Below are 24602 nucleotides of genomic sequence, written 5' to 3' on the forward strand. Positions count from 1 at the left end.
AGCGGACCGGCTCGGGTGGAGGGCGTCGCGTCCGGGGTCAGCCGATCAGCTCGACCGGACAGCGCTTGCCCGTTCCGCGTTGCAGACGCGCGTCTCCGGTGAGCAGCGTCGCGCCGAGCTGCTCCGCGAGGGCAACGTAGGAGGCGTCGTAGGGCGAGTAGTTGTGGCGCAGCTCCCAGACGCGGAAGAGCAGCCCTTCGTGTTTCACGCGGCGCATCGGAAAGGACGGCAGCTTTCGGACGGCCCTGTCGGCCATGTGCTCCGTGATCTTCCCGGCGCGCAGAAGACCGCGCGTCACATTGGCGAACTCCAGGTCGATCAGCGCGGGAGCGTAGACCTCGGTCACGCCGCGCAAACGTTCTCTGGCGGCCTTCCCCTGCGGGCCTTCCTCGTAGTAGAGGGAGACCAGGACCGAGTTGTCCAGAACGATCACCGGTCCCGGCCCTCGCGCTGGATCGCGACGATCTCGTCCATGGTCACATCGCTGACCGCGTGGTCGCTCAGGTCGTCCAGGACCTCGTCCATGCTGGGCCGCCGGGCCAGCTCTTCCACCTCGATACGCAGGTACTCCTGCAACGAGCGCCCGGACTCGGCAGCGCGCCGGCGCAGTATCGCGTACGCCTCGTCGTCGAGGTTGCGGATCTGTACAGTCGCCATGCATGCAGAGTAGCGCTGAATCAGCGCCGGAGCAGCCGCAAAGCGGCCGGACGTCCATTCGGACATCCGGCCTCGAGGTCCCGAACCCAGCCCCTCCGGCGTTTGAGGAGCGCGGGTGCGGGGGCGGAGCCCCCGAATCGGGGGGTGCGGGGGCGGAGCCCCCGGCCGGGAGCCCGGGGCGGAGCCCCGGGCCCGGCCCCCGCTACTTCTGGACCGGCTTCCTGAGCTGGATGTTCAGCTCCCGCAGCCTCGTCTCGTCCAGCTCCGTCGGCGCGCCCATCATCAGGTCCTGGGCGTTGCCGTTGAGCGGGAAGGCGATCGTCTCGCGGATGTTCGGCTCGTCGGCGAGGAGCATCACGATGCGGTCGATGCCGGGGGCGATGCCGCCGTGGGGCGGGGCGCCGAGGCGGAAGGCGCGGAGCATGCCCGCGAACTCGTGCTCGACGGTCTCGCGGTCGTAGCCGGCGATCTCGAACGCCTTCAGCATGATCGCGGGCTCGTGGTTGCGGATCGCGCCGGAGGACAGCTCGATGCCGTTGCACACGATGTCGTACTGCCAGGCCAGGATGTCCAGCGGGTCCTTGTGCTCCAGCGCGTCCATGCCGCCCTGCGGCATCGAGAACGGGTTGTGCGAGAAGTCGATCTTCCCGGTCTCCTCGTCCTTCTCGAACATCGGGAAGTCGACGACCCAGCAGAACCGGAAGACGCCCTCCTCGAAGTGCCCGGCCCGCTTCGCGGCCTCGACGCGCACCGCCGACATGATCTTCGAGACCTCGTCGAACTCACCGGCGCCGAAGAAGACGGCGTGCCCGGGGGCCAGCGAAAGGCGCTCGGTGAGCGCCTTGACGTCGTCGGCCGTGAGGAACTTCGCGATCGGGCCCGCGAGCTGCCCGTCCTCGCCCACACGGACCCACGCGAGGCCCTTCGCGCCCTGCTCGACCGCGTACTCGCCGAGCTGGTCGAAGAACTTGCGGGACTGCTTCGCGGTGTCGGGCACGGGCAGCGCGCGCACGTGCTTGCCCGCGAACGCCTTGAACTCCGACGAGGCGAAGACGTCCGAGATGTCGTGCAGTTCGAGCTGGGCGCGCAGGTCCGGCTTGTCGTTGCCGTACTTGAGCATCGACTCGCGGAACGGGATGCGCGGGAACGGAGAGGTGACCTCGCGGCCCCCGCCGAACTCGGTGAACAGCTCCGTCATGAGCTTCTCGACCGGCTGGAAGACGTCCTCCTGCTCGACGAAGCTCATCTCCACGTCGAGCTGGTAGAACTCGCCGGGCGAGCGGTCGGCGCGCGCGTCCTCGTCGCGGAAGCACGGCGCGATCTGGAAGTAGCGGTCGAAGCCGGAGACCATGAGGAGCTGCTTGAACTGCTGCGGGGCCTGGGGCAGCGCGTAGAAGCGGCCGGGGTTCAGGCGCGAGGGGACGACGAAGTCGCGGGCGCCCTCGGGCGAGGTCGCGGTGAGGATCGGCGTCGCCATCTCGTTGAAGCCGAGCGCGACCATCTTCTGCCGCACGGCCGCGATGACGGCGGTGCGCAGCATGATGTTGCGGTGCATGCGCTCGCGGCGCAGGTCGAGGAAGCGGTACTCCAGCCGCCGCTCCTCGTTGACGCCGTCCTCGGCGTTGATCGTGAAGGGCAGCGGCCCGGCCTCGCCGAGCACCTCGACCTCGCCCGCCTCGACCTCGACCGCGCCCGTGGGCAGGTCGGGGTTGACGTTCTCCGCACCGCGCGAGACGACCTTGCCGTCGACGCGCAGGACGGTCTCCTTGGAGAGCTTGTCGAGCGTCTCGAAGGCGGCGGTGCCGGGGCGGGCGACGAGCTGGGTGATGCCGTAGTGGTCGCGCAGATCGATAAAGAGGATGCCGCCGAGGTCGCGCCGATTGTGCAGCCAGCCGCTCAGCCGGACGTCGGTGCCGACGTCGGAGGCGCGGAGCTCGCCGCAGGTGTGGGACCGGTACCGGTGCATCTCTATCCAGTCGCTCGGGGTGTGGGTGGGGCACGTCATTCGGGTCAAGGTTACCGCCGACCCGCCTGCCCGAGGGGCGCCGCCCCAAGGCCCCGGGGCCGCCCCCGGCGCCCGCTTCCGAGTGGCCCGCCACCCCGCAATCCTCGTAAAATAAGACAATGGGTAGCGAAAACGTCGCCCCCAGCGCCTCCGAAGCTCTCTCCGTGCTGCGCACGGGCCTGTGGCGGTGGGACGACGCGGCCGGGACCATCGCCGTGGACGCCGAGGCGGCCCGGCTGCTCGGGCTGCCCGCGCGCCCGGTGACGCTCTCGGAGGCGGCGGTACGCGCGCGGTTCCACCCCTCCGACTGGAACGAGATCCAGAGCGTCATCACCCTCGCCGCCGCCGAGGAGACCCTCGGCGAGGCCCGGCTGCGGGTCATGGACGAGCAGGGCAACGTCGTCCGGGTCGTCCGCACCCGCTCGCGGCCCACCCGCCCCGTCGCCCCGCCGGAGGAGGAGGACGGGTCGGCGGCCGAGCACGACGTGGCCGACACCTCGGCGACGTGGCTCGGCAGCGACGTGACCGCCCCGGCCGCGGGCCGCTCGCCCCGTACCAGCCCCGGGTTCATCCTCGTCGGGACCCTGCAGGAGATCACCGAGCCCTCGCCGGGCACCGTCACGCGGGCGCCCGTCACGGGCGACTGGCGGCGCTCGCGCGAGGCGTTCCTGCTCGACGCGGGCCGGGCGCTCGCCGAGGCCCGCTCCACGACGGAGGTCCTGCGCGTCGCCGCCGGGCTCTCCATGCCGGGCTTCTCGCCCGACGGCCTCGCCGTCTTCGGCGTGGAGAACGACCACCTCACCGTCATAGGCCACCACGGCCACCGCAGGGACGCCGCCGCGCCCTTCGCCGAGATCCCCCTCGACGCCGACTACCCGGCCGCCGAGGTCATCCGCACCGGACGCGCCGTCTACCTCTCCTCGCCGAAGGAGTACCGCGAGCGCTACCCCGCGACGTGGCCGCTCGTCGCCGCGTTCAACCGCAAGTCCTGGGCCTTCCTGCCGCTCGTCGCCGCCGGGCGCACGATGGGCGCCTGGCTCGCCGCGTTCACGTACCCCGTCGCCTTCACCGTCGACGAGCGCTCCGTGCTCGCGACCGTCGCGCGGATGCTCGCGCAGGCGCTGAGCCGCGCCGGGATCGCCGACTCGCAGCGCGAGCTGTCCGAGGACCTCCAGCGCTCGATGCTGCCGCGCCTCGGCCCCGCGATGCCCGGCATGAGCCTCGCGGCCCGCTACGTGCCGACCGGCGGGGGCCTGCGGGTCGGCGGCGACTGGTACGACATGATCCCGCTGCCCTCGGGCCGCACCGCGCTCGTCATCGGCGACGTGCAGGGCCACGACGTGCGCGCGGCCGGGCTCATGGGACAGCTGCGGATCGCGGTACGGGCCTACGCGGCCGAGGGGCACCGCGCCGACGCGGTCCTCACCCGCGCCGCCCGCTTCCTGCACGGCATCAGCGAGACGCGGGGCATGGACTCGACGGCGGTGGAGGGCGCGGACGCCCTGGACGAGCTGGACGACGACCCGCGCTTCGCCACGTGCCTCTACGTCGAGGTCGACCCGGCGAACGGGACGCTGGAGATCGCCCGCGCGGGCCACCCCGAGCCGGCGGTCCGGATGGCGGACGGCACGATGCTGCGCCGCTCCGTCGCGGGCGGCCTCCCGCTCGGCATCGACCCGGACGCGGACTACCCGACGACGCGGCTCGTCCTCGAACCCGGCGAGACGATCATGATGTGCACGGACGGCCTCATCGAGACCGGCGGCCACGACCTCGACACCGGCTGGAAGCGGCTGCGGCGCGCGGTCGAGTCGTACGAAGGCGACGACGTCGAGGGCCTCGCGGACGCGCTGCTCGGGGCCGTCCACGGGCCGGGCGCCGAGGAGGACACGGGCCCGCTGCGACCGCTCCACGAGGACGACATCGCCGTCGTCCTCCTGCGCCGCGCGCTCATCGGCTCGTCGAGCCGGCTGCGCCACCCGCGCGGGCGCCGCGCGATCCTCTCCGTCGCGCAGGCGGAGCCGGAGCGGGTCGCGGGGGCGCGACGGCAACTGCGCGACCTGCTGCACGACTGGCCGGAGCGGGAGCAGGTCGACTCGGCGGTGCTGATGTGCTCCGAGATGCTGACGAACGTCCTCGTGCACACCGAGGGCGACGCCCTCCTCATCGCCTCCGTGACGGGCCCGCCGGGGGCCCGGCGGATGCGCGTCGAGGTCATGGACGAGGACGACACGCTGCCGCACCGCCGCGACCCGGGCGAACTGGCCTCCTCGGGGCGGGGCCTGGTGCTGATGGAACTCCTCGCGGACGACTGGGGGGTGTCGCCCCGGGGCGAGGGGAAGTCGATCTGGTTCGAGCTGCGGGAGGAAGAGGAGGAAGAGGAGGAAGAGGACGAGGGCGAGGAGGAGAACGAGGACGACGGGGCGGGCGGGGACGAGGGCGGCGGGGCGCGGTGAAGGCGGGGGGGCGCGTTGCGGGCGGCGGGGCGCCTTGAGGGCGGGGGTCCGGGACCCCCGTGCGGTCCCGGACCCCCTGGCCCTACCGTAGAGCGTTACGGACGGTTTTATGTGATTTAACGGTGAACCGTTCACGGAGTGTCGCCCGACGCCTCCGCGCTCGCCCCGCCCCCGTCCCCGTACCGCTCCCGCAGCTCCCTGAAGATCCCGAACGCGGCGGCCGTGAGCGGGACCGCGAGGAGCATCCCGAGGATGCCCGCGAGCGAGGCGCCCGCCGTGATCGTCACCATGACGACGGCCGGGTGCATCTGCACCGTGCGGCTCTGCACGACCGGCTGGAGCAGGTGCCCCTCCAGGACCTGCACCGCGAGCACGACGCCGAGCACCCACAGCGCGATGACGAAGCCCCGGTCCGCGAGCGCCACGAGGATCGCGACGGCGCCGGAGAGGAAGGCGCCGAGGTAGGGGATGTACGCGCCGAGGAAGACGAGCGCGCCGAGCCCGAGCGCCCCCGGCACCCCCAGCACGAGCAGCCCGATCGTGATGAACGTGGCGTCGATGAGCGCGATGATCGTCGTGCCGTGCATGAAGCCCGCGACGGCCTGGTACGCGCGCCGCGCCATCGCCTCCACGAGGTCGGAGCTGTCGCCGGGCGAGAGCTCGCGCAGCCCGCGCAGCGCGCGGCCCGCGTCGCGCAGGAAGAAGAACATCAGCAGCAGCGCGAGCACGGCCGTCGCCACGAAACTGCCCACGACGCTCAGCCCGTTGATGACGCCGGTCGCCGCCGTCCCGCCGAACTTGTTCAGCAACTGCCGGGCGTTGTGCGTGATGTCGTCGAGCGAGGTGTCCTCCGCGCCGACCCACGAGGCCGCGTCCTCGATGCCGCTGCGGATCGAGTCGAGGATCTGCTGCCCGTTGTCGACGATCGCGCTCGTGACGATGTACCCGGCCCCGCCGACCGCCGCGACGACGGCCGCGCACGTGATCCCGGCCGCGAGCGAGCGCTGCACGTGCGCGCGGTGCACGAGCAGCGAGTAGAGCGGGCGCAGCAGCGCGGTCCCGAGCACGGCGAGCAGGATCGGCGTGACCGCGGTCTTCAGCTCGACGCACAGCCAGATCCCGACCGCGGCGACGCCGGTGACGAGCAGCAGCAGTACGCACCAGGCCCCGAGCCTGCGCATGGGCTCGGGCAGCAGCTCTGCGAGGGACTTGGCGGACGACGACGGTACGGGCATGGGCCCAGCGGACCACGGAGCGGGGCCGCGCCGGGTGGTGCCATGCCGGGCGGGGCCCCGGAAGGGGGGCGGTCAGGCCGGGTAACGGACGAGGAGGATCGCTTCCGCGTCGGCGGCCGTCGCCCGGTAGAGGTGCGGGACGTCGGCCGGAGCGGTCCGAGCGGGCCCGGCGCGGTGCTCCGAACGCGAGGGCGGATTCCCGCCAGCGCGGTCGGCGCGCTTCCTCAACCATTGCTCCCATGAACGGACTTGAGGGAAAGGCAGCCCTGGTGACCGGCGGCTCGCGGGGCATCGGGGAGGCGGTCGTGCGGCGCCTGTCCGCCGAGGGCGCGCGCGTGGCGTTCACGTACGTACGGGACGAGGCGCGCGCCGCCGCGCTCGTGAAGGATCTCGACGGTCCCGCGCTCGCGCTGCGGGCCGACAGCGCGGACCCGGCGGCGGTGCGGGGCGCGGTGGCCGAGACGGTACGGGCCTTCGGCGGCCTCGACGTCCTGGTCAACAACGCGGGCGCCTTCCACGTGGGGGCGCTCGCGGACCTCGGGGACGCGGAGATCGAGCAGACCCTCGCGGTCAACGTCCGCGCCCCCTACGAGGCGGCCCGTGCGGCGGCCCCGCACCTCCCGGAGGGCGGCCGGATCATCACGATCGGCAGCAACACGGCCGTCCGCCTCCCCTTCCCCGGCTTCGCCCTCTACGCGATGAGCAAGACGGCCCTCGTCGGGCTGACGAAGGGGCTCGCCCGCGAGCTGGGCCCGCGCGGCATCACCGCGACCCTCGTCCACCCGGGCCCCACCGACACCGACGCCAACCCGGCCTCCTCGGCCCAGGCCCCCACGGTCGCCGCCCTCACCGCCCTCGACCGCTACGCCGCCCCGCACGAGATCGCGGCGACGGTCGCCTTCCTCTGCGGCCCGGACGCGACCTACGTGACGGGTGCGGAGATCGCCGTGGACGGGGGCTGGGGGGCGTAGGGGCTGAGGGAAGTCCGGCGCTGGGGGCCGGGGGCTCGGCGGCCCGTACCCGTACGGCCTTCTCCTCGCCCCCCACGCACCGAGACCCCCGCCCCCCGGAAGGGGCAGGGGTCTCGTCGCGGAGGCGGGTGCGCACCGGAGCCCGTGGGGGGCGTGGCTCCGGTGGCACCCGGTCCTTGGGGTGGACGCGGGGCCGCTCGGGTCAGGGATTGCCCCGGTCCAGGTTCTGAGGGGTCAGTGGCGGAAGGCGTCCTTGACCTTCTCCTTCGCCTGCCGCATGTCGCCCCGGGAGCGTTCGACGCCGCCTTCGGCCTGGAGCCGCTCGTTGCCGACGAGCTTGCCCGCCTTCTCCTTCACGGCACCCTTCACGCGCTCCGCGCGGGCGGTCGCCTTCTGGTCCGTACGGTGTGCGTGCTTGCCGTGCTTGGCGGCCATGATCGTGCTCCTTCGCTTCGGGCTGCGAGCCGTATCGCTGACACCGACCGCGTGCCCCGCCCCTCGCGCCTCACACCTCCCGCCCGGTGTCCATTTCGCGGACACGTCCCGGGACGTACGCATCTTGTATCTATGCTGTGCGCATGTCCTCCGTCCCCACGGCCGCACCCTCCGCCGAGCCCAGGCCCCCCAAGCAGCCCCCCGCCGCGGACCGCGTCTACACGCACGTCAAGCACCGCATCCTCGACCGCAGCTACGCCGGCGGCACCCTCCTCACCGAGGGCGAGGTCGCCGACGAGGTCGGCGTCTCGCGCACCCCCGTACGGGAGGCGATGCTGCGCCTGGAGGTCGAGGGGCTGCTCAAGCTCTACCCGAAGAAGGGCGTCCTCGTCCTGCCCGTCTCGGCGCAGGAGATCGAGGACGTCGTCGAGACGCGGCTCCTCGTCGAGCAGCACGCGGCGCGCAAGGCCGTGCCCGCCTCGCCCGTACTCCTCACACGCCTGGAGGAGCTGATCGACGAGCACCAGCGGCTCGCCGACGCGGGGGACTACGAGGGCGCCGCGGCGAGCGACCGCTGCTTCCACGCCGAGATCGTGCGCAGCGGCGGCAACGACATCCTCTCGCGCCTGTACGACCAGCTCCGCGACCGTCAGCTCCGCATGGGCGTCGCGGTCATGTACTCGCACCCGGACCGCATCCAGAAGACCCTGCACGAGCACCGCGAGATCCTCGCGGCGCTGCGCGCGGGCGACGCCGGGGCCGCCGTCGCCGTCGTCGACCGGCACGTCGGCTGGTTCCACACGCTCGCCCGCGGGGAGGTGCGATGACCGCGCAGTCCGTGCCCGCGCGCGCCACGCTCCCCGGCGATCCGCCCGGCGGCCGGGCGGCCGTCACGATGTGGAGCGTCGGCGTCTCCGTCTACTTCGTCGCGATCATCTTCCGCACGTCGCTCGGCGTCGCCGGGCTCGACGCGGTCGACCGCTTCCACGTCGGCGCCTCGGCGCTCTCGACCTTCTCCATACTCCAGCTCCTCGTCTACGCGGGGATGCAGATACCCGTCGGCCTCATGGTCGACCGCATGGGCACGAAGAAGGTGCTGTGCCTCGGCGCGGTCCTCTTCACCCTCGGCCAGCTCGGCTTCGCCTTCTCGCCGGACTACACGACGGGCCTGCTCTCGCGCGCGCTGCTCGGCTGCGGCGACGCGATGACGTTCATCAGCGTGCTGCGCCTCGGCAACCGCTGGTTCCCGGCCCGGCGCGGCCCCTTCGTCGGCCAGCTCGCCGGCCTCGTCGGCATGGCGGGCAACCTCGTCTCGACGCTCGTCATCGCCCGGCTCCTGCACGGCATCGGCTGGACGGCGGCCTTCGCGGGCAGCGCGGGACTCGGCGTCGTCGTCCTCGTCGTCACGCTGCTCTTCCTCAAGGACCACCCCGAGGGCCACGAGCCGCCGCCCCTGCCCGCCGCGCACCGCGGCGCCGCCTACGTCCGCGCGCAGATCGCCGCGACGTGGCGCGAGCCGGGCAGCAGGCTCGGGATGTGGACGCACTTCACGACGCAGTTCCCCGCGATGGTCTTCCTGCTCCTGTGGGGCATGCCGTTCCTCGTGGAGCAGCAGGGCCTCTCGCGCGGCACGGCGGGAAACCTGCTCACGGTCGTCATCCTGTCGAACATCGTCGTGGGGCTCGTCTACGGGCAGCTCATCGCCCGCCACCACGGCGCCCGCATCCCGCTCGTGCTCGGCACCGTGGGCGCGACGGGCCTGATGTGGGCGCTGGTCCTGGGCTGGGGCCCCCACGCCCCGATGTGGCTCCTCGTCGTCCTGACCCTGGTGCTCGGCGCCTGCGGCCCGGCCTCGATGATCGGCTTCGACTTCGCCCGCCCGGCCAATCCGCCCGAACGCCAGGGCACGGCCTCGGGGATCGTCAACATCGGCGGCTTCAGCGCCTGCATGATCCTGCTCCTGGCCATCGGCGTCCTGCTCGACGCGACCGGCGACAACTACCGCGTCGCGTTCTGCGCGATCTTCGCGGTGGAAGCCCTGGGCATCTCCCAGATCCTCCGCCTGCGGGCCCGCGCGCTGCGCAGGGAGCGCGAGCGACTGGTGGCGAGCAGGGTCGAAACGGTCCACGTACCGGCGTAGCCCTTCCGGCACCGCCCCGCCCGACGCGGCCCCTCCGGCCCCGGCGGGGCGGGGTGCGGGTCCGGGTGCGGGCGGGGCCCCGCCAAAGGGCCCGCCCCGCTCAGGGGGTGACGGCGAAGTGGGCCAGGATCGCCGCGACCAGTTCCTCGTCCCCCTCGGACTTGACGTCACCCGCCGCCCGCTCCGCGGAGATCCGCCCGCACGCCAGCCGGAAGTACGTCTCCCACTCCATACCCAGCGTGGCGAGGGGGCCGAGCGAGGGCGCCCCGTCCACGCTCCCGCGCCCCTCCGCGTCGACCCGCACCGTCCGCAGGAACTCGACGGGCCCGCTCACGTCGAAGACGACGGCGCTGTTCGCCGGGGCCCCCGCCCGCTTCGCGACGACCTTCGGCAGCCCCTGGAGCAGCTCGTCCCGCGCGACGTAGGCGCCGGGCGAGTCGAGGTTTCCCGGCTGCCCGAGCGCGACGCGCAGGTCCTGCTCGTGCACCCACACGTCGAAGGCGCGCCGCCGCATGGCGACTTCGAGGGTCTGCTCGGTGCCGAGCGGTCCGCGCAGCGTCGCCTCCGGGCCCCGGTTCTCGTTCCGGAGCTGGCGGTTGCGGCGGATGATCGTGTACTCCAGCTCGCCGAGCATCTCGGGCGCCGTGTGGTGGCGGCGGACGTCGACCTGCATCTCCATGTACCGCTGGTGCTCGGTACGGACGTGGTAGAGGTCGCGCGGCAGGGTGTGGATCGGGCGCGGGTCGCCGAGGATCTCGCAGTCCATGCCGATGACGTGGGAGATCAGGTCCCGCACCGACCAGCCGGGGCACGGGGTCGCCCGGTTCCAGTCCGCGTCCGCGAGTGGCTGCACCAGCGCGGATATCGCTTCCACGGAGTGGGACCAGGCGTCGGCATAGGTCTGAAGGCTGGGATGGAGGCTCACGGGACCCCTCGTGCGGTCGGTACGGCGCGGCGGTGGCCGCGGCAGGACATCAGGTCGTCAGGGACGGCTGGCGGGCGGTCAGGGCGGCGGCGGCAGTGCGGCGCCGGTCGGTGCGCGGGTGCTCGGGGGCCGGGGGGAGAGAGTCCCCGGAAGAGCACAGTACGCCGCCGGGTGTCGCCCTGGCAGTGCTTTCGAGTGACGATGGTAGGCCGGAGTTGACGTCTCGCCCCACACCGCGGTGGTACGGTTCGCCGCCGCACGACGGCCCCGCGCCGCGTATGCCCGGTACGGGCGCCCGCGGGGACACCTCGCGAGCACGCATATGCCCGGCACGCGTGCCCCCGGACGCACCGTCACGCGGGGCCCGTACGCGCGGCCCGGCAACGCCCCGGTCCCCTACCCTCGGTGGACATGGTGCAGGTACTGAGCAGCAGGATTCTGCTGCGCCCCACGGACCCCGACCGCTCCCGCGATTTCTACGGCCGCAAGCTCGGCCTCGCCGTGCACAGGGAGTTCGGCACGGGCGAGGAGCGCGGCGTCGTCTACTTCCTGGGCAACGGCTTCCTGGAGGTCTCGGGCCGTTCCGCCGAACCCCCGTCGTCCGCGCTCGGCATCTGGCTCCAGGTCCCCGACGCGGCGGCGGCGCACGAGGAGTTGCGCCGCGCCGGGGTGGAGATCGCGCGCGAGCCCCGCGAGGAGCCGTGGGGACTCATCGAGATGTGGGTCCGCGATCCGGACGGGGTCCGGATCGCGGTCATCGAGGTGCCGGAGAGGCACCCTCTGCGCTGGCGCCCGTGACCGTCCTCAGCCGTCGTTGCCCTCGGCGAGCGCGATCACGCACACGGTCACGGCGATGAGGAGCGCGGGGTCCACGTCCTCCCGTACGACCTGGACCCCGTACGTGTCGCGCACGGTGAACCAGCGCCGCGAGATCTGCGCGAGCAGTTCGCCGTCGTACTCGATCGCGAACTCGCGGTCGAGGATCTTGCCGCTCACGTCCAGCTCGGTCCCGTCCGCCATCTCCACCCGGAAGTGGTTGCGGAGGAGCGAGAGCCGCTTGCGCTTCACCTTGGCGAGGTGCTCACCCTCGCGCTCGATGATCATCTCCCCCATGAGGCTCAGGAGCTTCTGGTGGATGTCGACGAGCACCCGCCCCTGCTCGTCCTTCAGCTCGAAGGTCTGCCGGACCCGCATCGCCTTCCCGTCGACCAGGAAGACCTTGCGACCGGACTCGTCCTCGATCCAGTAGTCGTCACCGATGGAGAACAGCCGCTCACGCACGAGATATCTCATGCGCCTACGGCTACCCGTTTTCCCGCCGGAAAGCGGAGGCGCCGGGCCATGTTTCACGTGAAACATCCGCGACGGGAAGGGGCGATGTTCCACGGGAAACATCCCCTCGCGGTGCCCCGGCCCGCGGCCCGCCGAGAGTTGTTCCACGTGAAACATCCGGACGGGGGATCGCCGCAGGTGAAGTGGCACCCTGGAGAGCATGAACGACGCAGCTCCCGCCCCCCGCCGTGCCCGTGTCCGCGCCCCCGAACTGGTCGGCAAGGGCGGCTGGCTCAACACCGGCGGCACCTCGTACTCGCTCGCCGATCTGCGCGGGCGGATCGTGATCCTCGACTTCTGGACGTTCTGCTGCATCAACTGCCTCCACGTGCTCGACGAGCTGCGTGAGCTGGAGGAGAAGCACCGGGACACGGTCGTGATCATCGGCGTGCACTCGCCGAAGTTCGTGCACGAGGCGGAGCACGCGGCCGTCGTGGACGCCGTGGAGCGGTACGGGGTCGAGCACCCGGTGCTCGACGATCCGGAGCTGGCCACCTGGAAGCAGTACGCGGTACGGGCCTGGCCGACGCTCGTCGTGATCGACCCCGAGGGCTACGTCGTCGCTCAGCACGCGGGCGAGGGCCACGCGCACGCCCTCGCGACGCTCGTGGACGAGCTGGAGGCGGAGCACGGGGCGAAGGGCACGCTGCGGCGCGGCGAGGGCCCGTACGTGGCGCCCGAGCCGGTCGCGACCGACCTCCGCTTCCCCGCGAAGGCGCTGCGGCTGCCGGGCGGGACGTTCCTGGTCAGCGACACGACGCGGCACGCGCTCGTCGAGCTGGAGGCGGACGGCGAGACGGTGCGGCGGCGGATCGGCAGCGGGGAGCGCGGGCTCCTCGACGGGGACGCGACAGGAGCGCGCTTCAACGAGCCGCAGGGCCTCGCGCTGCTCCCGGACGGCGCGGTCGTCGTCGCGGACACGGTGAACCACGCGCTGCGCCGCGTCGATCTCGCGAGCGGCGAGGTCTCGACGCTCGCGGGGACGGGGCGGCAGTGGTGGCAGGGCGAGCCGGTCGCGGGCCCGGCGCGCGAGGTCTCGCTGTCGTCGCCGTGGGACGTGGCGTGGTTCGACGGCAAGGTGTGGATCGCGATGGCGGGCGTGCACCAGCTCTGGACGTACGCGCCGGAGGCCGGGACGGTGCGCGCGGCGGCGGGCACGACGAACGAGGGCCTCGTCGACGGCCCGGCGGAGCAGGCGTGGTTCGCGCAGCCCTCGGGGCTCGCGGTGAGCCTCGACGGCGAGCGGCTGTGGATCGCGGACGCGGAGACGAGCGCGGTGCGCTGGATCGACCGCGAGGGCACGGTCCGCACGGCGGTCGGCACGGGCCTCTTCGACTTCGGGCACCGCGACGGCGCCGCCGGGCAGGCGCTCCTCCAGCACCCGCTGGGCGTCACGGCGCTCCCGGACGGCTCGGTGGCCGTCGCGGACACGTACAACCACGCGCTGCGCCGCTACGACCCGGCGAGCGAGGAGGTGACGACGCTCGCGACCGACCTGCGCGAGCCGAGCGCGGCCGTCGTGAACGGCGAGGAGATCGTCGTGGTCGAGTCGGCGCGCCACCGCCTGACCCGGCTGCGGCTGCCCGAGGAGGCAGTACGGGTCGAGGCGGTCGCCCACCGCACGCAGCGCGCGGCGACCGAGGTGGCCGCCGGGAAGCTCGCCCTGGACGTCGTCTTCCAGGCCCCGACGGGCCAGAAGCTCGACACCCGCTACGGCCCCTCGACGCGCCTCCTGGTCTCCGCGACGCCCCCCGAACTGCTGCTCGCGGGCGAGGGCGCGGGTACGGACCTGGCGCGCGGCCTGGAGCTGAACCCGGAGATCCCGGAAGGCGTCCTGCACGTCTCCGCGATGGCGGCCTCGTGCGACGACGACCCGGAGAACGAGTACCCCGCGTGCCACGTGCACCAGCAGGACTGGGGCGTCCCGGTGAAGCTCGTCACCGAGGACGGCGAGACCCGGCTGGCACTGGTGCTGGCGGGGCTGGACGGCTGAGGCGGCTGAGGCGGCTGAGGCGGCTGAGGCGGCTGAGGCGGCCGAGGCGGCCGAGGGTGGTGGCGGGGGCAGGGGCGTACGGGAATCCGTGATGCCGGACGGGCCGGAGCCCGGGGCGTCCGGGCGGGCGACGGAGACCGGGGCGGACACGTGCGGGGCCCGCCCACCGCTTCCGGCCCCGGGGCCGCGGTCTCTGCCCCGGGGCCCGCGCGGAAGTCGCCCCGCATGGCCCGGACCCACCGGACGCGACCGGCCGCGCCACCCGCCCGCGCACGCCCCCGCCCGGCGCACCCCTGCCTCGGCTCCGCCCGGCCCAAGCCCCCTACTTCACGTGCCGTCCCAAGAAGTCCCGTACGAGCCGTGTCGTCTCCTCCGGCCGTTCCATGCTCGGCAGGTGTCCCGAGGCCGGGATGTCCACGTACTCCGTGTCGCGTGCGCCCGTCAGGCGGGCCGGGAGGCCCGCCGCCAGCGCGCGGAACTCGGGGAGGTCGTGGGCGGCCGTGGCGACGAGGGTGGGCGCCGTGACGGCGGAGAGCGGGACAGGGCCGCCCTCCTCGGTGCGGCCCGCGCCCTCGGGGGCGGCGAGCTGGACCTCGTAGGCGCGGCGCTGCATCCGTACGACGCCGTCCCGTACGGAGGCGTCGGCCCCGGGCCCGAGCCACGTCTCCACCATCAGCGCGCAGGCGCCGTCGAGGTCGCCCGCCGCGACCAGCTCCTCCTCGCGCGCGTCCAGAGCCTCCAGCGCCTCCGTCCCGGCGAGGCCGGGAGCCGCCGGGCACAGCAGCGCGAGGGCCTGGACGCGCTCGGGCACGAGCCCCGCGAGGCGGAGCGCGACCCGGCCCCCGTACGAGGAGCCGACGACGGCGAAGCGGTCGATGCCGAGGCCGTCGAGGAGCGCGAGGACGTCGCGGGCGTCGTCGTGCGGGGTGCCGCCGAGCGGGGTGTCGCCGAATCCGCGCAGGTCGGGGGCGAGGCCCCGGTACAGGGGCGGCAGCGCCGCGAGCTGCGGCGCCCACATGCGGCGGTCGCAGATGCTGGAGTGGAGCAGGACGACGGCGGGCGCACCGGGGGTCGCGGTGTCGGTGAGAGCGAGGGTCATGCCCCGGATCGTGCGCGAACAGGCCACCGGCCGCCACCGGTTAATCCCCGCGCGAAGCCGCCACCGCCCGCGACCCGTTCGTCCCGCGCGGAGACGTCAGCGGGCCCCCCGTTCATCCCGCGCGAACACGCCACCGAACGCGGCGGGTTCGTCGTGTCCGCACGTCACCGGCCGCCACCGGGTGCCGGGGACGGCCGGTCGGGGAGCGGCGGAAGCTGCGTGGCGAAGGCCCCGTCAGTAGCCGCCGTGCTCACGACGGATGCGCTCCTCCTCGGTCATCGGCTGCGAGGTCATGATCGGCGCGCCACCGGTGGTGGTGATCATGCGACGCTTGCGCGCGATGCTCGTGAAGGTCACGACGCCGATGATGCCGACGACCATCAGAATCACGCCCACCAGGCTCAGATCGAGCCCGCTGACGTGCCAGTCGGTCGCGAACGCGAGAATCGCGCCGACCGCGATCAGGATGATGCAGCCACCAAGTCCCATGACGAGCCTCCTTGTTGCCGTCCGTTCCGCACGGGTACCCCCGGGGGCGCACCGCACACAGCGGTGCGCCCCCGACGATGTCCCGTCCCGGCACGGGACGGCCGGGGACTCAGCCCTCCAGGAAGGCGACCAGGGTGTTGGCCAGGTAGTACGGGTCCTTGTCGCCGCACAGCTCGCGCACGCTGTGCATGGAGAGGATCGCGACGCCGATGTCGACCGTCTTGATGCCGTGGCGCGCGGCCGTGATGGGGCCGATCGTCGTGCCGCACGGCATCGAGTTGTTCGAGACGAAGCTCTGGTACGGGGTCCCGGCGCGCTCGGCCGCGGCGACGAAGACGGAGCGCCCGGCGCCGTCCGTGGCGTAGCGGTTGTTGACGTTGACCTTGAGGATCGGGCCGCCGTTGATCCGCGGGTGGTGCGTCGGGTCGTGCTTCTCGGCGTAGTTGGGGTGCACGGCGTGGCCGGTGTCCGAGGAGAGGCTGACCGAGGAGGCGAGCGCGCGGGCGCGGTCCTCGTAGGAGCCGCCGCGCGAGGCGACGGAGCGCTTGACGACGTTGCCGAGGAGCGGCCCGTCGGCGCCCGTGTCGGACTGGGAGCCGGTCTCCTCGTGGTCGAAGGCGGCGAGCACGGGGATGGAGGACAGCTCGCCGGAGCGCGAGGCGGCGATGAGCGCGGCGACGCCGGAGTGCACGGAGAAGAGGTTGTCCATGCGGGGGCCCGCGACGAACTCGTTCTCGCGCCCGAGGTACGCGGGCGCCTCGACGGGATACGCGAGCAGGTCCCAGCCCGTGACGCTGCCCTCTTCGAGCCCTGCCTCGCGCTCGGCGAAGGCGATCAGTTCGCCCTCGTGCGCCTCGCCGAGGCCCCACACGGGCTGGAGGTGGCGCTGCCGGTCGAGCTTGAGGCCGTCGTTGACGCCCCGGTCGAGGTGGACGGCGAGCTGGGGCACGCGCAGGAGGGGGCGGTCGACGGTGAGGAGCTTCGTCGAGCCGTCGCGCAGGCTGAGCCGGCCGGCGAGGCCGAGGTCGCGGTCGAGCCAGGAGTTGAGCAGCGGGCCGCCGTACAGCTCGACGGCGACCTGCCGGAAGCCGTGCGCGGAGAAGTCGGGCTGCGGCTTGACGCGCAGGCCGGGGGAGTCGGTGTGCGCGCCGACGATGCGGAACGGCGTGTGCGCCTCGACGCCCTCGGGGACGTACCAGGCCACGAGCGCGCCGCCGCGCAGCACGTACTTCCCGCCCGGCGTGCCCTCCCACGCCGCCTCCTCCGCGAGCTGCCGGAACCCGGCCCCGTCCAGGCGCCGCGCCGCCTCGGCGACGGCGTGGTACGGCGTCGGGGACGCCGCGAGGAAGGTCAGGAGGTCGTCGGTGTGGGCGCGATCGAAGGACGCGGAGGCAGGGGCGGCGGTGCTGGTCGTCATGGGGAGAGCCTAACGAGGGGCCGCACGGGCACCTCCGCCCCGTACGGACGCCTCCGCCCCTCTACGGAAAGCCCCGCACGCCGACGGCCCGCCCCGCTGCTGCGGGACGGGCCGTCGGCCGGGGCTCAGCGCTCTGCGCGCAGAGGGCTCAGAACGCCTCCTCCGCCAGGTCCATCAGCTCCAGGTCCGTCGACTCGGCGAGCGCGCGCTCGACCGCGACGCGCGGCAGGATGTTGGCCGCGAAGAACTTGGCCGCGGCGATCTTGCCCTCGTAGAAGTGCTTGTCCTTCGAGGAGGCCGAGGCGAGCTTCTCCTCGGCGACGGCCGCGCCGCGCAGGAGCAGGTAGCCGACGACGACGTCACCGGCCGCGAGCAGCAGGCGCGAGGTGTTGAGGCCGACCTTGTAGATCTCGCGGGCGTTCTCCTGGGTGGCGGCGAGCTGCGTGAGCATCGCGCCGACGAGGGCTTCCAGCTCACCGGCGGCCTTCGCCAGCTCCCCGCGCGCGGCGGCCAGCGTCTCGCCGCCCGGCCCGACCGCGAGGAACTTCTTGATGTCCTCGGCGACGGAGTTCAGCGCGGCGCCCTGGTTGCGGACGATCTTGCGGAAGAAGAAGTCCTGGCCCTGGATCGCCGTCGTGCCCTCGTAGAGGGTGTCGATCTTGGCGTCCCGGATGTACTGCTCGACCGGGTACTCCTGGAGGTAGCCGGAGCCGCCGAAGGTCTGGAGCGACTGCGCGAGCTGCTCGTAGGACTTCTCGGAGCCGTAGCCCTTGACGATCGGGAGGAGCAGGTCGTTGAGGGCGTGCAGCTCGGCGGCGTCCTCGCCCGCGGCCTCCTTGACCGCGATCGAGTCCTGGACGGCGGCGGTGTGCATGACGAGCGCGCGCATGCCCTCCGCGTACGCCTTCTGCGTCATGAGCGAGCGGCGCACGTCGGGGTGGTGCGTGATGGTGACCTTGGGCGCGGTCTTGTCGGTGAAGTTCGCGAGGTCGGGACCCTGCACGCGCTCCTTGGCGTACTCCAGGGCGTTGAGGTAGCCGGTGGAGAGGGTCGCGATGGCCTTCGTGCCGACCATCATGCGGGCGAACTCGATGATGCGGAACATCTGGCGGATGCCGTCGTGCTTGTCGCCGATGAGCCAGCCCTTGGCGGGGTGGCGGTCGCCGAAGGTCATCTCGCACGTGTTGGACGCCTTGAGGCCCATCTTGTGCTCGACGTTCGTCGCGTAGACGCCGTTGCGCTCGCCCAGCTCGCCGGTCTCCCAGTCGAACTCGTACTTCGGCACGAGGAAGAGCGAGAGGCCCTTGGTGCCGGGCTTGCCGCCCTCGGGGCGCGCGAGGACGTAGTGGAGGATGTTCTCCGACATGTCGTGCTCGCCGGACGTGATGAAGCGCTTCACGCCCTCGATGTGCCAGGTGCCGTCGGCCTGCTCGATCGCCTTGGTGCGACCGGCGCCGACGTCCGAACCGGCGTCCGGCTCGGTGAGGACCATGGTCGAGCCCCACTGCCGCTCGACGGCGATCCCGGCGACCTTCTTCTGCGCCTCGTTGCCCTCGTCGAAGAGGATGCCGGCGAAGGCGGGCCCGGAGGAGTACATCCAGACGGCCGGGTTGGCACCGAGGATCAGCTCCGCGTACGCCCAGATGAGGGAGCGCGGCGCGGTGGTGCCGCCGATCTCCTCGGGGAGGCCGAGGCGCCAGTACTCGGAGTCCATGAACGCCTGGTAGGACTTCTTGAACGTCTCGGGGACGGGCGCGGTGTTCGTCTCCGGGTCGAAGACGGGCGGGTTGCGGTCCGCGTCGGCGAAGGACTCGGCCAGCTCGTTCTCGGAGAGCCGTGCCAGCTCGGCGAGGATCGACTTGGCGGTGTCGGCGTCCATCTCGGCGAAGGGACCGGAACCGTAGACCTTGTCGCGGCCCAGGACCTCGAAGAGGTTGAACTCGATGTCTCGGAGATTCGACTTGTAGTGCCCCACGGCGACGGCTCCCTTACGCGGTACGGGGAGGCTGCCCTCCACCCGGACGTATCAGACATACAAGCCGATATCAGTACGGGATGCCCACGCGCACGCGTACCTGTACCGGCTGGTAGCCACGATGATGCTACCCGCGAGTAATAAGACGCAAGCCCTGACGGGCCGAGCGAATGAGGAAGTCGTCACTCCGGGGCCCGCGCACCGCTCCCCTCGCGGCCCTCCCGGCCCCCGTACCACCTCGGTACTCTTTCCCCCATGTACGGCTACGACCCGAACGCGGGCGCCCAGCAGCAGTACGCCCCGCCCCCGCAGGCCCCGCAGCAGCCCCAGCCCGGCGGGTACGGCCAGCAGCAGCCGGACGCGTACGGCCAGCAGCAGCCCCCGCTCTACCCCGAGCCGTCCCCCCCGTCGCTCGCGGAGGCGGTCCGCGCGTTCACGACGGGCCAGTTCACCTCGGACGACTTCCAGCAGATCTTCGCCGCGTCGAAGGTCTACTGCCCGCGCGGCGACACCCCCGGCTTCCTGGCCCTGCACAACACGCAGCAGCCGGTGATCCCGATGTTCACCTCGCTGAAGGAGCTGCGCCGCTACGCCGGCAAGGACTCGAAGTACTTCGTGATCACGGGCGCCGAGGTCCTGGACCTCCTCCCCACGGGCTACGGCTTCGTCCTCGACATGGAGGGCGAGCACCGCATCGTCTTCGACGCGAAGGCGGTCGAGGAGATGGTCGAGTACGCGATGCGAAGGATGTACGGCTGACGCCCGCGCCCCCGGCCGCGCGGCGGGCCCGCGCGGGACCGGAGCGCGCTCGTGTCATCCCGCCGGAGCGAACACGCAGAACTCGTTCCCCTCGGGGTCCCGCATGACGTGCCACGCGATGCCCTTCGCGGCGTCGGGCTCCGCGACGACCCGGGCCCCGAGCCCCCGCAGCCGCTCGACGTCCCCGTACACGTCGTGGTGCATCCGGTTCTTGACCGCCTTGCCCTCGGGCACGGGGCACACCCAGATCAAGGGCCCGCCCCCCGCCGCGTCGACGATGGCCACCGGCTCCCCGACAGGCCCCTCACCCTCCCGCCGCTCATACCCCATCGCGGCACACCACCAATCGGCGAGCGCCTGATGGTCCCGCGCGTCCAGACAGAGATCCTTGAACCGGGCGGGCGCCGCCTGCGAGGAAGAGGTCATGCGCCCAGCCTGCCCGCGCCCGCCCTCGCCCGCCACCCCTTCGCACCACCGCGCCCCCCAAGTGGCGTGCGCGTGCGCCGCCACCGCCGTGTGCGGCGCGCTGACCGCCACCCCGGCGACGGCGTCGGCCGGCGCCGCGGACGTCCGCACGGCGCCGATCCCGCGTACAAGATCCTCAAGCACCTCGACTACTCGGGACCGGGAAAGGCTTCGCTGCGCGCCGGGTACGACGACCGCGCGCGGGACAAGGGCGTGATCACCATGTACTGCGAGGGCGTCGTCCGCTGCCCCAACTGGGTCAGCACGACCTGGCCAAGGAGAACAAGCGATCGGCGGCCCCGGCCGAGGACGCGTACGTCAGCTCGTACGCCTCCTTGGCGCAGCGACTGAACGCCCCGGCCCGGTCCGCACCGTGAGTGCCGCGCATGACCGGTGACGCGGACAGCGCGTTCCTCACCCATGCCTCGGAGGTCGCCTTCGACCTCGGCGAGGACCGCTTCCGGCTCACCACGCTGCGGATTCGGCCCCGCCGCGTCGAGTTCACGGAGGTCGACGGCCCCGCGCTGCCGCCCGTCCACCGCGAGGGCCCGCCTCCCGGCACCGGCCGCGAGGCGCGGCGTACGTACGACTGGCAGCCGGCCGCGGCGGCGCCGTCCTGGATGAACGTGGCCTGGCTCCTGGACGACCTCGCGGCCTGGGTCGGGCAGATGGCGGAGGACCACGTCGTACTGGCGGGCGTCGAGTCCCCCGAACCGGACGGGTGCGACGTCCTGGTCCGCGACGGCGACACCCCGTACCGGGCCCGCCTCGCCCTGGCCGCCCGGGACGAGGTCCTGGACTACCCCGGCATGTACCTCCGCGAACTGTTCGCCGAAGGCCGCCACCGCGACCACCTGACGGAGAACGGCACACTGGTCGATCTGCGGGGCGTTCTCTGATCCCCCGGCCCGGCCTCCGCCCGCCGACGCCCGCCCCGGTGGGCACACCTCACCTCCGATAGCGCCGCGCCACCTCCCCGAAGGCGGCCTTGGGCTCCCACTCCATGTCGGGATAAGCCCGCCCCCGGCCCTCTTCGAGGAGTTTCACGATCCCCAGCCCGGCCCGGTCGAGGTCGTCCCGGGGATCGCCGTCCGGACGGTGCGGGTAGCCGGCCAGAGCGAAGAGGAAGACGAACGCGCTGTCCACGCCCTCGCTGTCGAAGATCTCCAGGAGTTCGCCCAGATACGCGGCCTGGCCCGCCTCGTCCCGCTCGTACACGCCGTTCAGCCGCAGCGGCGCCCGCGTGTGCGGATCGTGCTCGACCACGCCGAGCACCCGCCCGCCCCGGTCTCCCGCGCCCCGGTAGGCCGCGGTGCCGAAGCCGGTGACGGCGAGCGGCTTCGGCCCCCGGGCCAGTTCGCGGACCGCCTCCCGGAACCGGTCGGCGACCTCGGCGGAGCGGATCAGCTCGTACGTCACGAGGTCGAAGGGCTCCCAGTCGACCTGCTCGAACTGGATGGCCGCGTACGTGAGCCTCCCCCGGAAGCGCGCGCGGACCGCGGTGGCGGCCTCGCGCAGGAACGCGTTGACGCGCGCGCCCAGTGCGCGCATCGCCTCGCCCCGCCGCTCCGGGGGGTCCATCAGTCGTTCGACCCGCTCCCCGGAGTCCTCTCCGGGCAGGAATCCGCGGTTCATCACGCTCAGTTCGACCCCCGCGACGAACACGACCTCCGCCCCCTGCCGCCGGAGCCGTTCCGCCCGCTCGGCGCAGTCGCGGAAGAGCGCGAGGATCCGCTCCGGGTCCAGCTCCAGCGGATAGGGCGAGAACCAGACCTCCAGGCCGAGCGCGGCGGCGGCACCGGCGGCCAGCTCCAGCCGCTCCGGGTCACCTCCGATGATCTGGACCGCGTCGCAGTGCAAATCGTCGCGGATGACGGCGAGTTCGCGCCGGACCACCGCCGGGTCGAAGTGCTCGCGAGATGTCCGGCCGTGCACGACGAGTCCGGTGTCGTAGGTCATTCCTCTTGCCCGCATGGCGATGTCCCCTCTGCCTGTCCCGGTCGGCACGAGACTCACAGGAAAAGTGCGTGCACGCAAATTTGCGCGCACGCAGACTCTCGTGGGATGCTGCGCACCGTGACGACACCACCGCCAGGGCTCCGGGAACGGAAGAAGCAGGCCACACGCGAGGCGCTGCGGGACGCGGCCCTGCGGCTGGCCATGGAGCGCGGACCGGACGGGGTGCGGGTCGAGGACATCGCCGAGGCCGCCGGGGTCTCGCCACGCACCTACAACAACTACTTCACCAGTCGCGAGCAGGCGATCGTCTCCGCCGTCACCGCCGACCGGGAGGCGCGGATCGCGGCGGCGCTCGCGGCCCGGCCCGCGGGCGTGCGCCTGGCCGACGCCGTCACCGAGGCGGTGGCCGAGCAGTACGCGCACACCGGCGAGCGGGGAGAGCGGGCGCTGCTCCTGATCACCACCCGCACCCCCTTGCGCGAGGCGTTCCTCGACAGCACCACCGGCATCGAACCCCCGCTCACGACGGTGCTCGCCGCACGCCTGGGGGACTCCGGCGCGCCCACGGCCCGCGTTCTCTCGGCGAGCGTGGCGGCGGCGGTGCGCATCGCGCTGGAGGACTGGCTCGCACCGTCCGGGGACGGGGAGGCCGCCGAAAGCGGCGCCGCTGGGCTCGTCGTGCCCTCCGGCTCGCTGCCCGACCGGCTCCGCGCGGCACTGGCTCCGCTCGCGCCCGCCTTCGACGCCGCCGAGCGGGCCACCCAGCCGTGACCGACGAGCCGACGGCCGATCAGACCGAGACGAGAACGGGGGTGTTCAGCATGAGATCAGGACACGGAGGGGCGTTCGACCGAGCCGTCTCGGGGGTTTCGAAGCACGTTCTGCGGTCACCCGGGCAGAACCCGGACGCCCCGCCCCGCGCGAACGCCGGCCAGGAAACCGGCGAAGGCGGCGCGGGTGAACTCGATGACCGGGCCGTTGTCGGCGCGCTTGCTGTCGCGGACAGGCACGACGGCCTCCCCCATGGCCACCTCCACGCAGTTCCCGCTGTTGCCGCCGCCGCGGCTCGACTTGATCCACGTCCGGCCCATACCCGTCGTCCTCCTGGGTGAGTTCGCCAGGAGGCTTCCCACCGCCTGCCACGACGAAGCCCGCCGCCCCGATCCTCGGAGTGACGGGCCCGCGTGCGGTCCGGGAAGGCTCAGCCCTCGCGAACCCCTGTGAGGAACGCCGTGAAGGCGGAGCGGCCGAACTCGATCACCGGGCCGTCGCTGGAGCGCTTGCTGTCGCGGACCGGCACGGCTCGCTCGCCCATAGCAACCTCCACGCAGTCCCCGCCATTGCCGCCGCTGTAACTGGATTTGGTCCACTGGCGACGCCGTACCGGTGTCATGAGTCATGCTCCCTTTGCGATCGAGCGGAGGATTTCCGCCGATTCCTGCTCGTTGGCAGCGGCCATGCGCAGACGGTCACAGGTCGTGGACCCGAACGCTACGGCTGCGGGGCTGTAGTCCACCTGTCCGCCCAAGGCAGTTTCGGAGTAGACCGCGTTCGGGGACGCCCCCTCTACCGCAAGCATCGTAAAAGACACATGGCTGGGGGATGCACCTGCTGAGAAAGGCAGCACCTGCAAGGTCACGTGCGGGAGCCTGCCGAGGGCCAGCAGGTTCTCGATTTGCCCGCGCATCACCGCTTCGCCACCAACCTGGGTCCGCAGCACGCCCTCATGAATCACCGACCACAGTTCCGGCGGATTGGCGCGGTAGAGCACTTCAGCGCGCCTCATCCGCATGGCCACAAGCTCTCGGATTTGCTCGTTCGTCTCACGTGGCTGGGCCGCTCGAACAACTGCTTCGGCATACTCCGGTGTCTGAAGAATCCCCTTACAGAAAATCGCGGAGTAGTCGGTTATCACCTTTGCCCGCTGCTCCAGTTCGAAGTACGGCCCGAACCACTCCGGCAGCGCCGCATCCCTCAGCATCCTCTTCAAGATGTCCTGGTAGACCTCGCCCGTATTGGCCACCTCGTCCATCGCCGCGGCGAAGGCCAGCGTCGGGGGCGCTTTGCCCGCTTCCACCTTCGCCACCTGGGCCTGCGAGTAGTGGAGCAGTTTGGCAAATGCCCGCTGCGTAAGCCCCAGGCGTTTGCGCAGCTTCTGAACGTCGAACCTGAACGCCCAGATGCCTTGCGTGGGTTCGGCGGGGCGTTCCCCGATGTCGGTCACGCGTTCTAACACCCCTTTCTGACCTGTGAGTTGAATCAGTTCCCTGCCATCTGGAATCGCAATCGC

25 protein-coding genes are annotated in these 24602 nt (G+C 72.4%); 9 read left to right on the top strand and 16 right to left on the bottom strand.

Annotated features, from left to right (window positions below; all coding sequences use genetic code 11):
• Positions 1–37 precede the first annotated feature (37 nt).
• The 3 genes from STTU_RS34660 to aspS form a co-directional block, all read right to left on the bottom strand.
• Positions 38–433: a type II toxin-antitoxin system VapC family toxin gene (locus STTU_RS34660; RefSeq protein WP_043255279.1), complete on the bottom strand. Its 396-nt coding sequence runs from the start codon at positions 431–433 to the stop codon at positions 38–40.
• Complete coding sequence (locus STTU_RS34665) at positions 430–657, bottom strand: FitA-like ribbon-helix-helix domain-containing protein (RefSeq protein ID WP_007824344.1); 228 nt, start codon at positions 655–657, stop codon at positions 430–432. The genes STTU_RS34660 and STTU_RS34665 overlap by 4 nt, the downstream gene beginning before the upstream one ends.
• Before the next feature lie 202 nt (positions 658–859).
• A complete protein-coding gene (aspS, locus tag STTU_RS15225) occupies positions 860–2623 on the bottom strand; it encodes an aspartate--tRNA ligase (protein WP_007824346.1) in 1764 nt (587 codons plus the stop codon).
• A gap of 158 nt (positions 2624–2781) precedes the next feature.
• On the opposite strand from aspS, the gene STTU_RS15230 reads away from it, so the two are divergent.
• On the top strand, positions 2782–5118 hold the full coding sequence (locus STTU_RS15230) for an ATP-binding SpoIIE family protein phosphatase (RefSeq protein WP_043255281.1): 2337 nt from the start codon (positions 2782–2784) through the stop codon (positions 5116–5118).
• A 131-nt stretch (positions 5119–5249) separates the two neighbouring features.
• Here STTU_RS15230 and STTU_RS15235 read toward each other — a convergent pair whose 3' ends face one another.
• A complete protein-coding gene (locus STTU_RS15235; protein ID WP_007824351.1) occupies positions 5250–6353 on the bottom strand; it encodes an AI-2E family transporter in 1104 nt (367 codons plus the stop codon).
• A gap of 239 nt (positions 6354–6592) precedes the next feature.
• On the opposite strand from STTU_RS15235, the gene STTU_RS15240 reads away from it, so the two are divergent.
• Complete coding sequence (locus tag STTU_RS15240) at positions 6593–7324, top strand: SDR family NAD(P)-dependent oxidoreductase (RefSeq protein WP_007824361.1); 732 nt, start codon at positions 6593–6595, stop codon at positions 7322–7324.
• Positions 7325–7558: 234 nt separating this feature from the next.
• Here STTU_RS15240 and STTU_RS15245 read toward each other — a convergent pair whose 3' ends face one another.
• Complete coding sequence (locus tag STTU_RS15245; protein WP_043255283.1) at positions 7559–7759, bottom strand: CsbD family protein; 201 nt, start codon at positions 7757–7759, stop codon at positions 7559–7561.
• Between the two features lie 143 nt (positions 7760–7902).
• Between STTU_RS15245 and STTU_RS15250 the strand changes: the two genes are divergently transcribed.
• Positions 7903–8586 (top strand): GntR family transcriptional regulator, encoded by a 684-nt coding sequence (locus STTU_RS15250; RefSeq protein ID WP_007824363.1) that lies wholly within the window; start codon positions 7903–7905, stop codon positions 8584–8586.
• A complete protein-coding gene (locus tag STTU_RS15255; RefSeq protein ID WP_043255285.1) occupies positions 8583–9899 on the top strand; it encodes an MFS transporter in 1317 nt (438 codons plus the stop codon). Before STTU_RS15250 ends, STTU_RS15255 begins: the two co-directional genes overlap by 4 nt.
• A gap of 100 nt (positions 9900–9999) precedes the next feature.
• Here STTU_RS15255 and STTU_RS15260 read toward each other — a convergent pair whose 3' ends face one another.
• Positions 10000–10824 carry a maleylpyruvate isomerase family mycothiol-dependent enzyme gene (locus STTU_RS15260; RefSeq protein WP_009067416.1) on the bottom strand — a complete coding sequence of 275 codons (825 nt, stop codon included), beginning with the start codon at positions 10822–10824 and terminating at the stop codon, positions 10000–10002.
• A gap of 411 nt (positions 10825–11235) precedes the next feature.
• Here STTU_RS15260 and STTU_RS15265 point away from each other — a divergent pair, with 411 nt between their 5' ends.
• Positions 11236–11622, top strand: a complete 387-nt coding sequence (locus STTU_RS15265; RefSeq protein ID WP_010269363.1) for a VOC family protein — start codon at positions 11236–11238, stop codon at positions 11620–11622.
• Between the two features lie 6 nt (positions 11623–11628).
• Here the strand turns inward: STTU_RS15265 and STTU_RS15270 are convergent, their stop codons facing one another.
• Positions 11629–12117, bottom strand: a complete 489-nt coding sequence (locus STTU_RS15270; RefSeq protein WP_078518981.1) for an LURP-one-related/scramblase family protein — start codon at positions 12115–12117, stop codon at positions 11629–11631.
• 199 nt (positions 12118–12316) lie between these two features.
• Here STTU_RS15270 and STTU_RS15275 point away from each other — a divergent pair, with 199 nt between their 5' ends.
• Entirely contained in the window at positions 12317–14149 is a 1833-nt protein-coding gene (locus STTU_RS15275; RefSeq protein WP_007824368.1) for an NHL domain-containing thioredoxin family protein, read from the top strand.
• A 322-nt stretch (positions 14150–14471) separates the two neighbouring features.
• Here the strand turns inward: STTU_RS15275 and STTU_RS15280 are convergent, their stop codons facing one another.
• The 4 genes from STTU_RS15280 to STTU_RS15295 all read right to left on the bottom strand — a co-directional run bounded on the left by STTU_RS15280 (position 14472) and on the right by STTU_RS15295 (position 19129).
• On the bottom strand, positions 14472–15275 hold the full coding sequence (locus STTU_RS15280; protein WP_007824369.1) for an alpha/beta fold hydrolase: 804 nt from the start codon (positions 15273–15275) through the stop codon (positions 14472–14474).
• Positions 15276–15482: 207 nt separating this feature from the next.
• Positions 15483–15737 (bottom strand): DUF6458 family protein, encoded by a 255-nt coding sequence (locus STTU_RS15285; protein ID WP_007824370.1) that lies wholly within the window; start codon positions 15735–15737, stop codon positions 15483–15485.
• A gap of 109 nt (positions 15738–15846) precedes the next feature.
• Positions 15847–17154, bottom strand: coding sequence for a M18 family aminopeptidase (locus STTU_RS15290; RefSeq protein WP_007824371.1), 1308 nt, complete (start codon positions 17152–17154; stop codon positions 15847–15849).
• A 148-nt stretch (positions 17155–17302) separates the two neighbouring features.
• Complete coding sequence (locus STTU_RS15295) at positions 17303–19129, bottom strand: acyl-CoA dehydrogenase (protein WP_007824372.1); 1827 nt, start codon at positions 19127–19129, stop codon at positions 17303–17305.
• 255 nt (positions 19130–19384) lie between these two features.
• Between STTU_RS15295 and STTU_RS15300 the strand changes: the two genes are divergently transcribed.
• Positions 19385–19888 (top strand): SseB family protein, encoded by a 504-nt coding sequence (locus STTU_RS15300; RefSeq protein ID WP_007824373.1) that lies wholly within the window; start codon positions 19385–19387, stop codon positions 19886–19888.
• A gap of 54 nt (positions 19889–19942) precedes the next feature.
• Here the strand turns inward: STTU_RS15300 and STTU_RS15305 are convergent, their stop codons facing one another.
• Positions 19943–20314, bottom strand: a complete 372-nt coding sequence (locus STTU_RS15305) for a VOC family protein (protein WP_043257426.1) — start codon at positions 20312–20314, stop codon at positions 19943–19945.
• Between the two features lie 425 nt (positions 20315–20739).
• Here STTU_RS15305 and STTU_RS15310 point away from each other — a divergent pair, with 425 nt between their 5' ends.
• Positions 20740–21252 (top strand): hypothetical protein, encoded by a 513-nt coding sequence (locus STTU_RS15310; protein WP_007824386.1) that lies wholly within the window; start codon positions 20740–20742, stop codon positions 21250–21252.
• A gap of 49 nt (positions 21253–21301) precedes the next feature.
• Here STTU_RS15310 and STTU_RS15315 read toward each other — a convergent pair whose 3' ends face one another.
• Positions 21302–22312, bottom strand: a complete 1011-nt coding sequence (locus STTU_RS15315; RefSeq protein ID WP_043255289.1) for a hypothetical protein — start codon at positions 22310–22312, stop codon at positions 21302–21304.
• 105 nt (positions 22313–22417) lie between these two features.
• Between STTU_RS15315 and STTU_RS15320 the strand changes: the two genes are divergently transcribed.
• Positions 22418–23083, top strand: a complete 666-nt coding sequence (locus STTU_RS15320; protein ID WP_086021143.1) for a TetR/AcrR family transcriptional regulator — start codon at positions 22418–22420, stop codon at positions 23081–23083.
• 116 nt (positions 23084–23199) lie between these two features.
• On the opposite strand, the gene STTU_RS15325 is transcribed toward STTU_RS15320, so the two are convergent.
• From STTU_RS15325 to STTU_RS15335, 3 genes are all read right to left on the bottom strand, one after another.
• Positions 23200–23403, bottom strand: coding sequence for a DUF397 domain-containing protein (locus STTU_RS15325; protein WP_043255291.1), 204 nt, complete (start codon positions 23401–23403; stop codon positions 23200–23202).
• A gap of 110 nt (positions 23404–23513) precedes the next feature.
• Complete coding sequence (locus STTU_RS15330; protein WP_043255292.1) at positions 23514–23705, bottom strand: DUF397 domain-containing protein; 192 nt, start codon at positions 23703–23705, stop codon at positions 23514–23516.
• Between the two features lie 3 nt (positions 23706–23708).
• A complete protein-coding gene (locus STTU_RS15335; protein ID WP_043257430.1) occupies positions 23709–24536 on the bottom strand; it encodes a helix-turn-helix domain-containing protein in 828 nt (275 codons plus the stop codon).
• Between the last annotated feature and the right edge of the window lie 66 nt (positions 24537–24602).

The organism is Streptomyces sp. Tu6071, assembly GCF_000213055.1.
GTDB lineage: Bacteria > Actinomycetota > Actinomycetes > Streptomycetales > Streptomycetaceae > Streptomyces > Streptomyces evansiae.

Excerpts from the sequence above, each read along its gene's own strand:
- STTU_RS15240 (WP_007824361.1), top strand. The coding sequence starts at position 6,593 with ATGAACGGACTTGAGGGAAAGGCAGCCCTGGTGACCGGCGGCTCGCGG.
- STTU_RS34665 (WP_007824344.1), bottom strand. The coding sequence starts at position 657 with ATGGCGACTGTACAGATCCGCAACCTCGACGACGAGGCGTACGCGATA.
- STTU_RS15290 (WP_007824371.1), bottom strand. The coding sequence starts at position 17,154 with ATGACGACCAGCACCGCCGCCCCTGCCTCCGCGTCCTTCGATCGCGCC.
- STTU_RS15255 (WP_043255285.1), top strand. The coding sequence starts at position 8,583 with ATGACCGCGCAGTCCGTGCCCGCGCGCGCCACGCTCCCCGGCGATCCG.
- STTU_RS15230 (WP_043255281.1), top strand. The coding sequence starts at position 2,782 with ATGGGTAGCGAAAACGTCGCCCCCAGCGCCTCCGAAGCTCTCTCCGTG.
- STTU_RS15275 (WP_007824368.1), top strand. The coding sequence starts at position 12,317 with ATGAACGACGCAGCTCCCGCCCCCCGCCGTGCCCGTGTCCGCGCCCCC.
- STTU_RS15285 (WP_007824370.1), bottom strand. The coding sequence starts at position 15,737 with ATGGGACTTGGTGGCTGCATCATCCTGATCGCGGTCGGCGCGATTCTC.
- STTU_RS15235 (WP_007824351.1), bottom strand. The coding sequence starts at position 6,353 with ATGCCCGTACCGTCGTCGTCCGCCAAGTCCCTCGCAGAGCTGCTGCCC.
- STTU_RS15315 (WP_043255289.1), bottom strand. The coding sequence starts at position 22,312 with ATGACCTACGACACCGGACTCGTCGTGCACGGCCGGACATCTCGCGAG.
- STTU_RS15305 (WP_043257426.1), bottom strand. The coding sequence starts at position 20,314 with ATGACCTCTTCCTCGCAGGCGGCGCCCGCCCGGTTCAAGGATCTCTGT.
- STTU_RS15320 (WP_086021143.1), top strand. The coding sequence starts at position 22,418 with ATGCTGCGCACCGTGACGACACCACCGCCAGGGCTCCGGGAACGGAAG.
- STTU_RS15325 (WP_043255291.1), bottom strand. The coding sequence starts at position 23,403 with ATGGGCCGGACGTGGATCAAGTCGAGCCGCGGCGGCGGCAACAGCGGG.
- STTU_RS15300 (WP_007824373.1), top strand. The coding sequence starts at position 19,385 with ATGTACGGCTACGACCCGAACGCGGGCGCCCAGCAGCAGTACGCCCCG.
- STTU_RS15265 (WP_010269363.1), top strand. The coding sequence starts at position 11,236 with ATGGTGCAGGTACTGAGCAGCAGGATTCTGCTGCGCCCCACGGACCCC.
- STTU_RS15270 (WP_078518981.1), bottom strand. The coding sequence starts at position 12,117 with ATGAGATATCTCGTGCGTGAGCGGCTGTTCTCCATCGGTGACGACTAC.
- STTU_RS15250 (WP_007824363.1), top strand. The coding sequence starts at position 7,903 with ATGTCCTCCGTCCCCACGGCCGCACCCTCCGCCGAGCCCAGGCCCCCC.
- aspS (WP_007824346.1), bottom strand. The coding sequence starts at position 2,623 with ATGCACCGGTACCGGTCCCACACCTGCGGCGAGCTCCGCGCCTCCGAC.
- STTU_RS15245 (WP_043255283.1), bottom strand. The coding sequence starts at position 7,759 with ATGGCCGCCAAGCACGGCAAGCACGCACACCGTACGGACCAGAAGGCG.
- STTU_RS15310 (WP_007824386.1), top strand. The coding sequence starts at position 20,740 with ATGACCGGTGACGCGGACAGCGCGTTCCTCACCCATGCCTCGGAGGTC.
- STTU_RS15330 (WP_043255292.1), bottom strand. The coding sequence starts at position 23,705 with ATGACACCGGTACGGCGTCGCCAGTGGACCAAATCCAGTTACAGCGGC.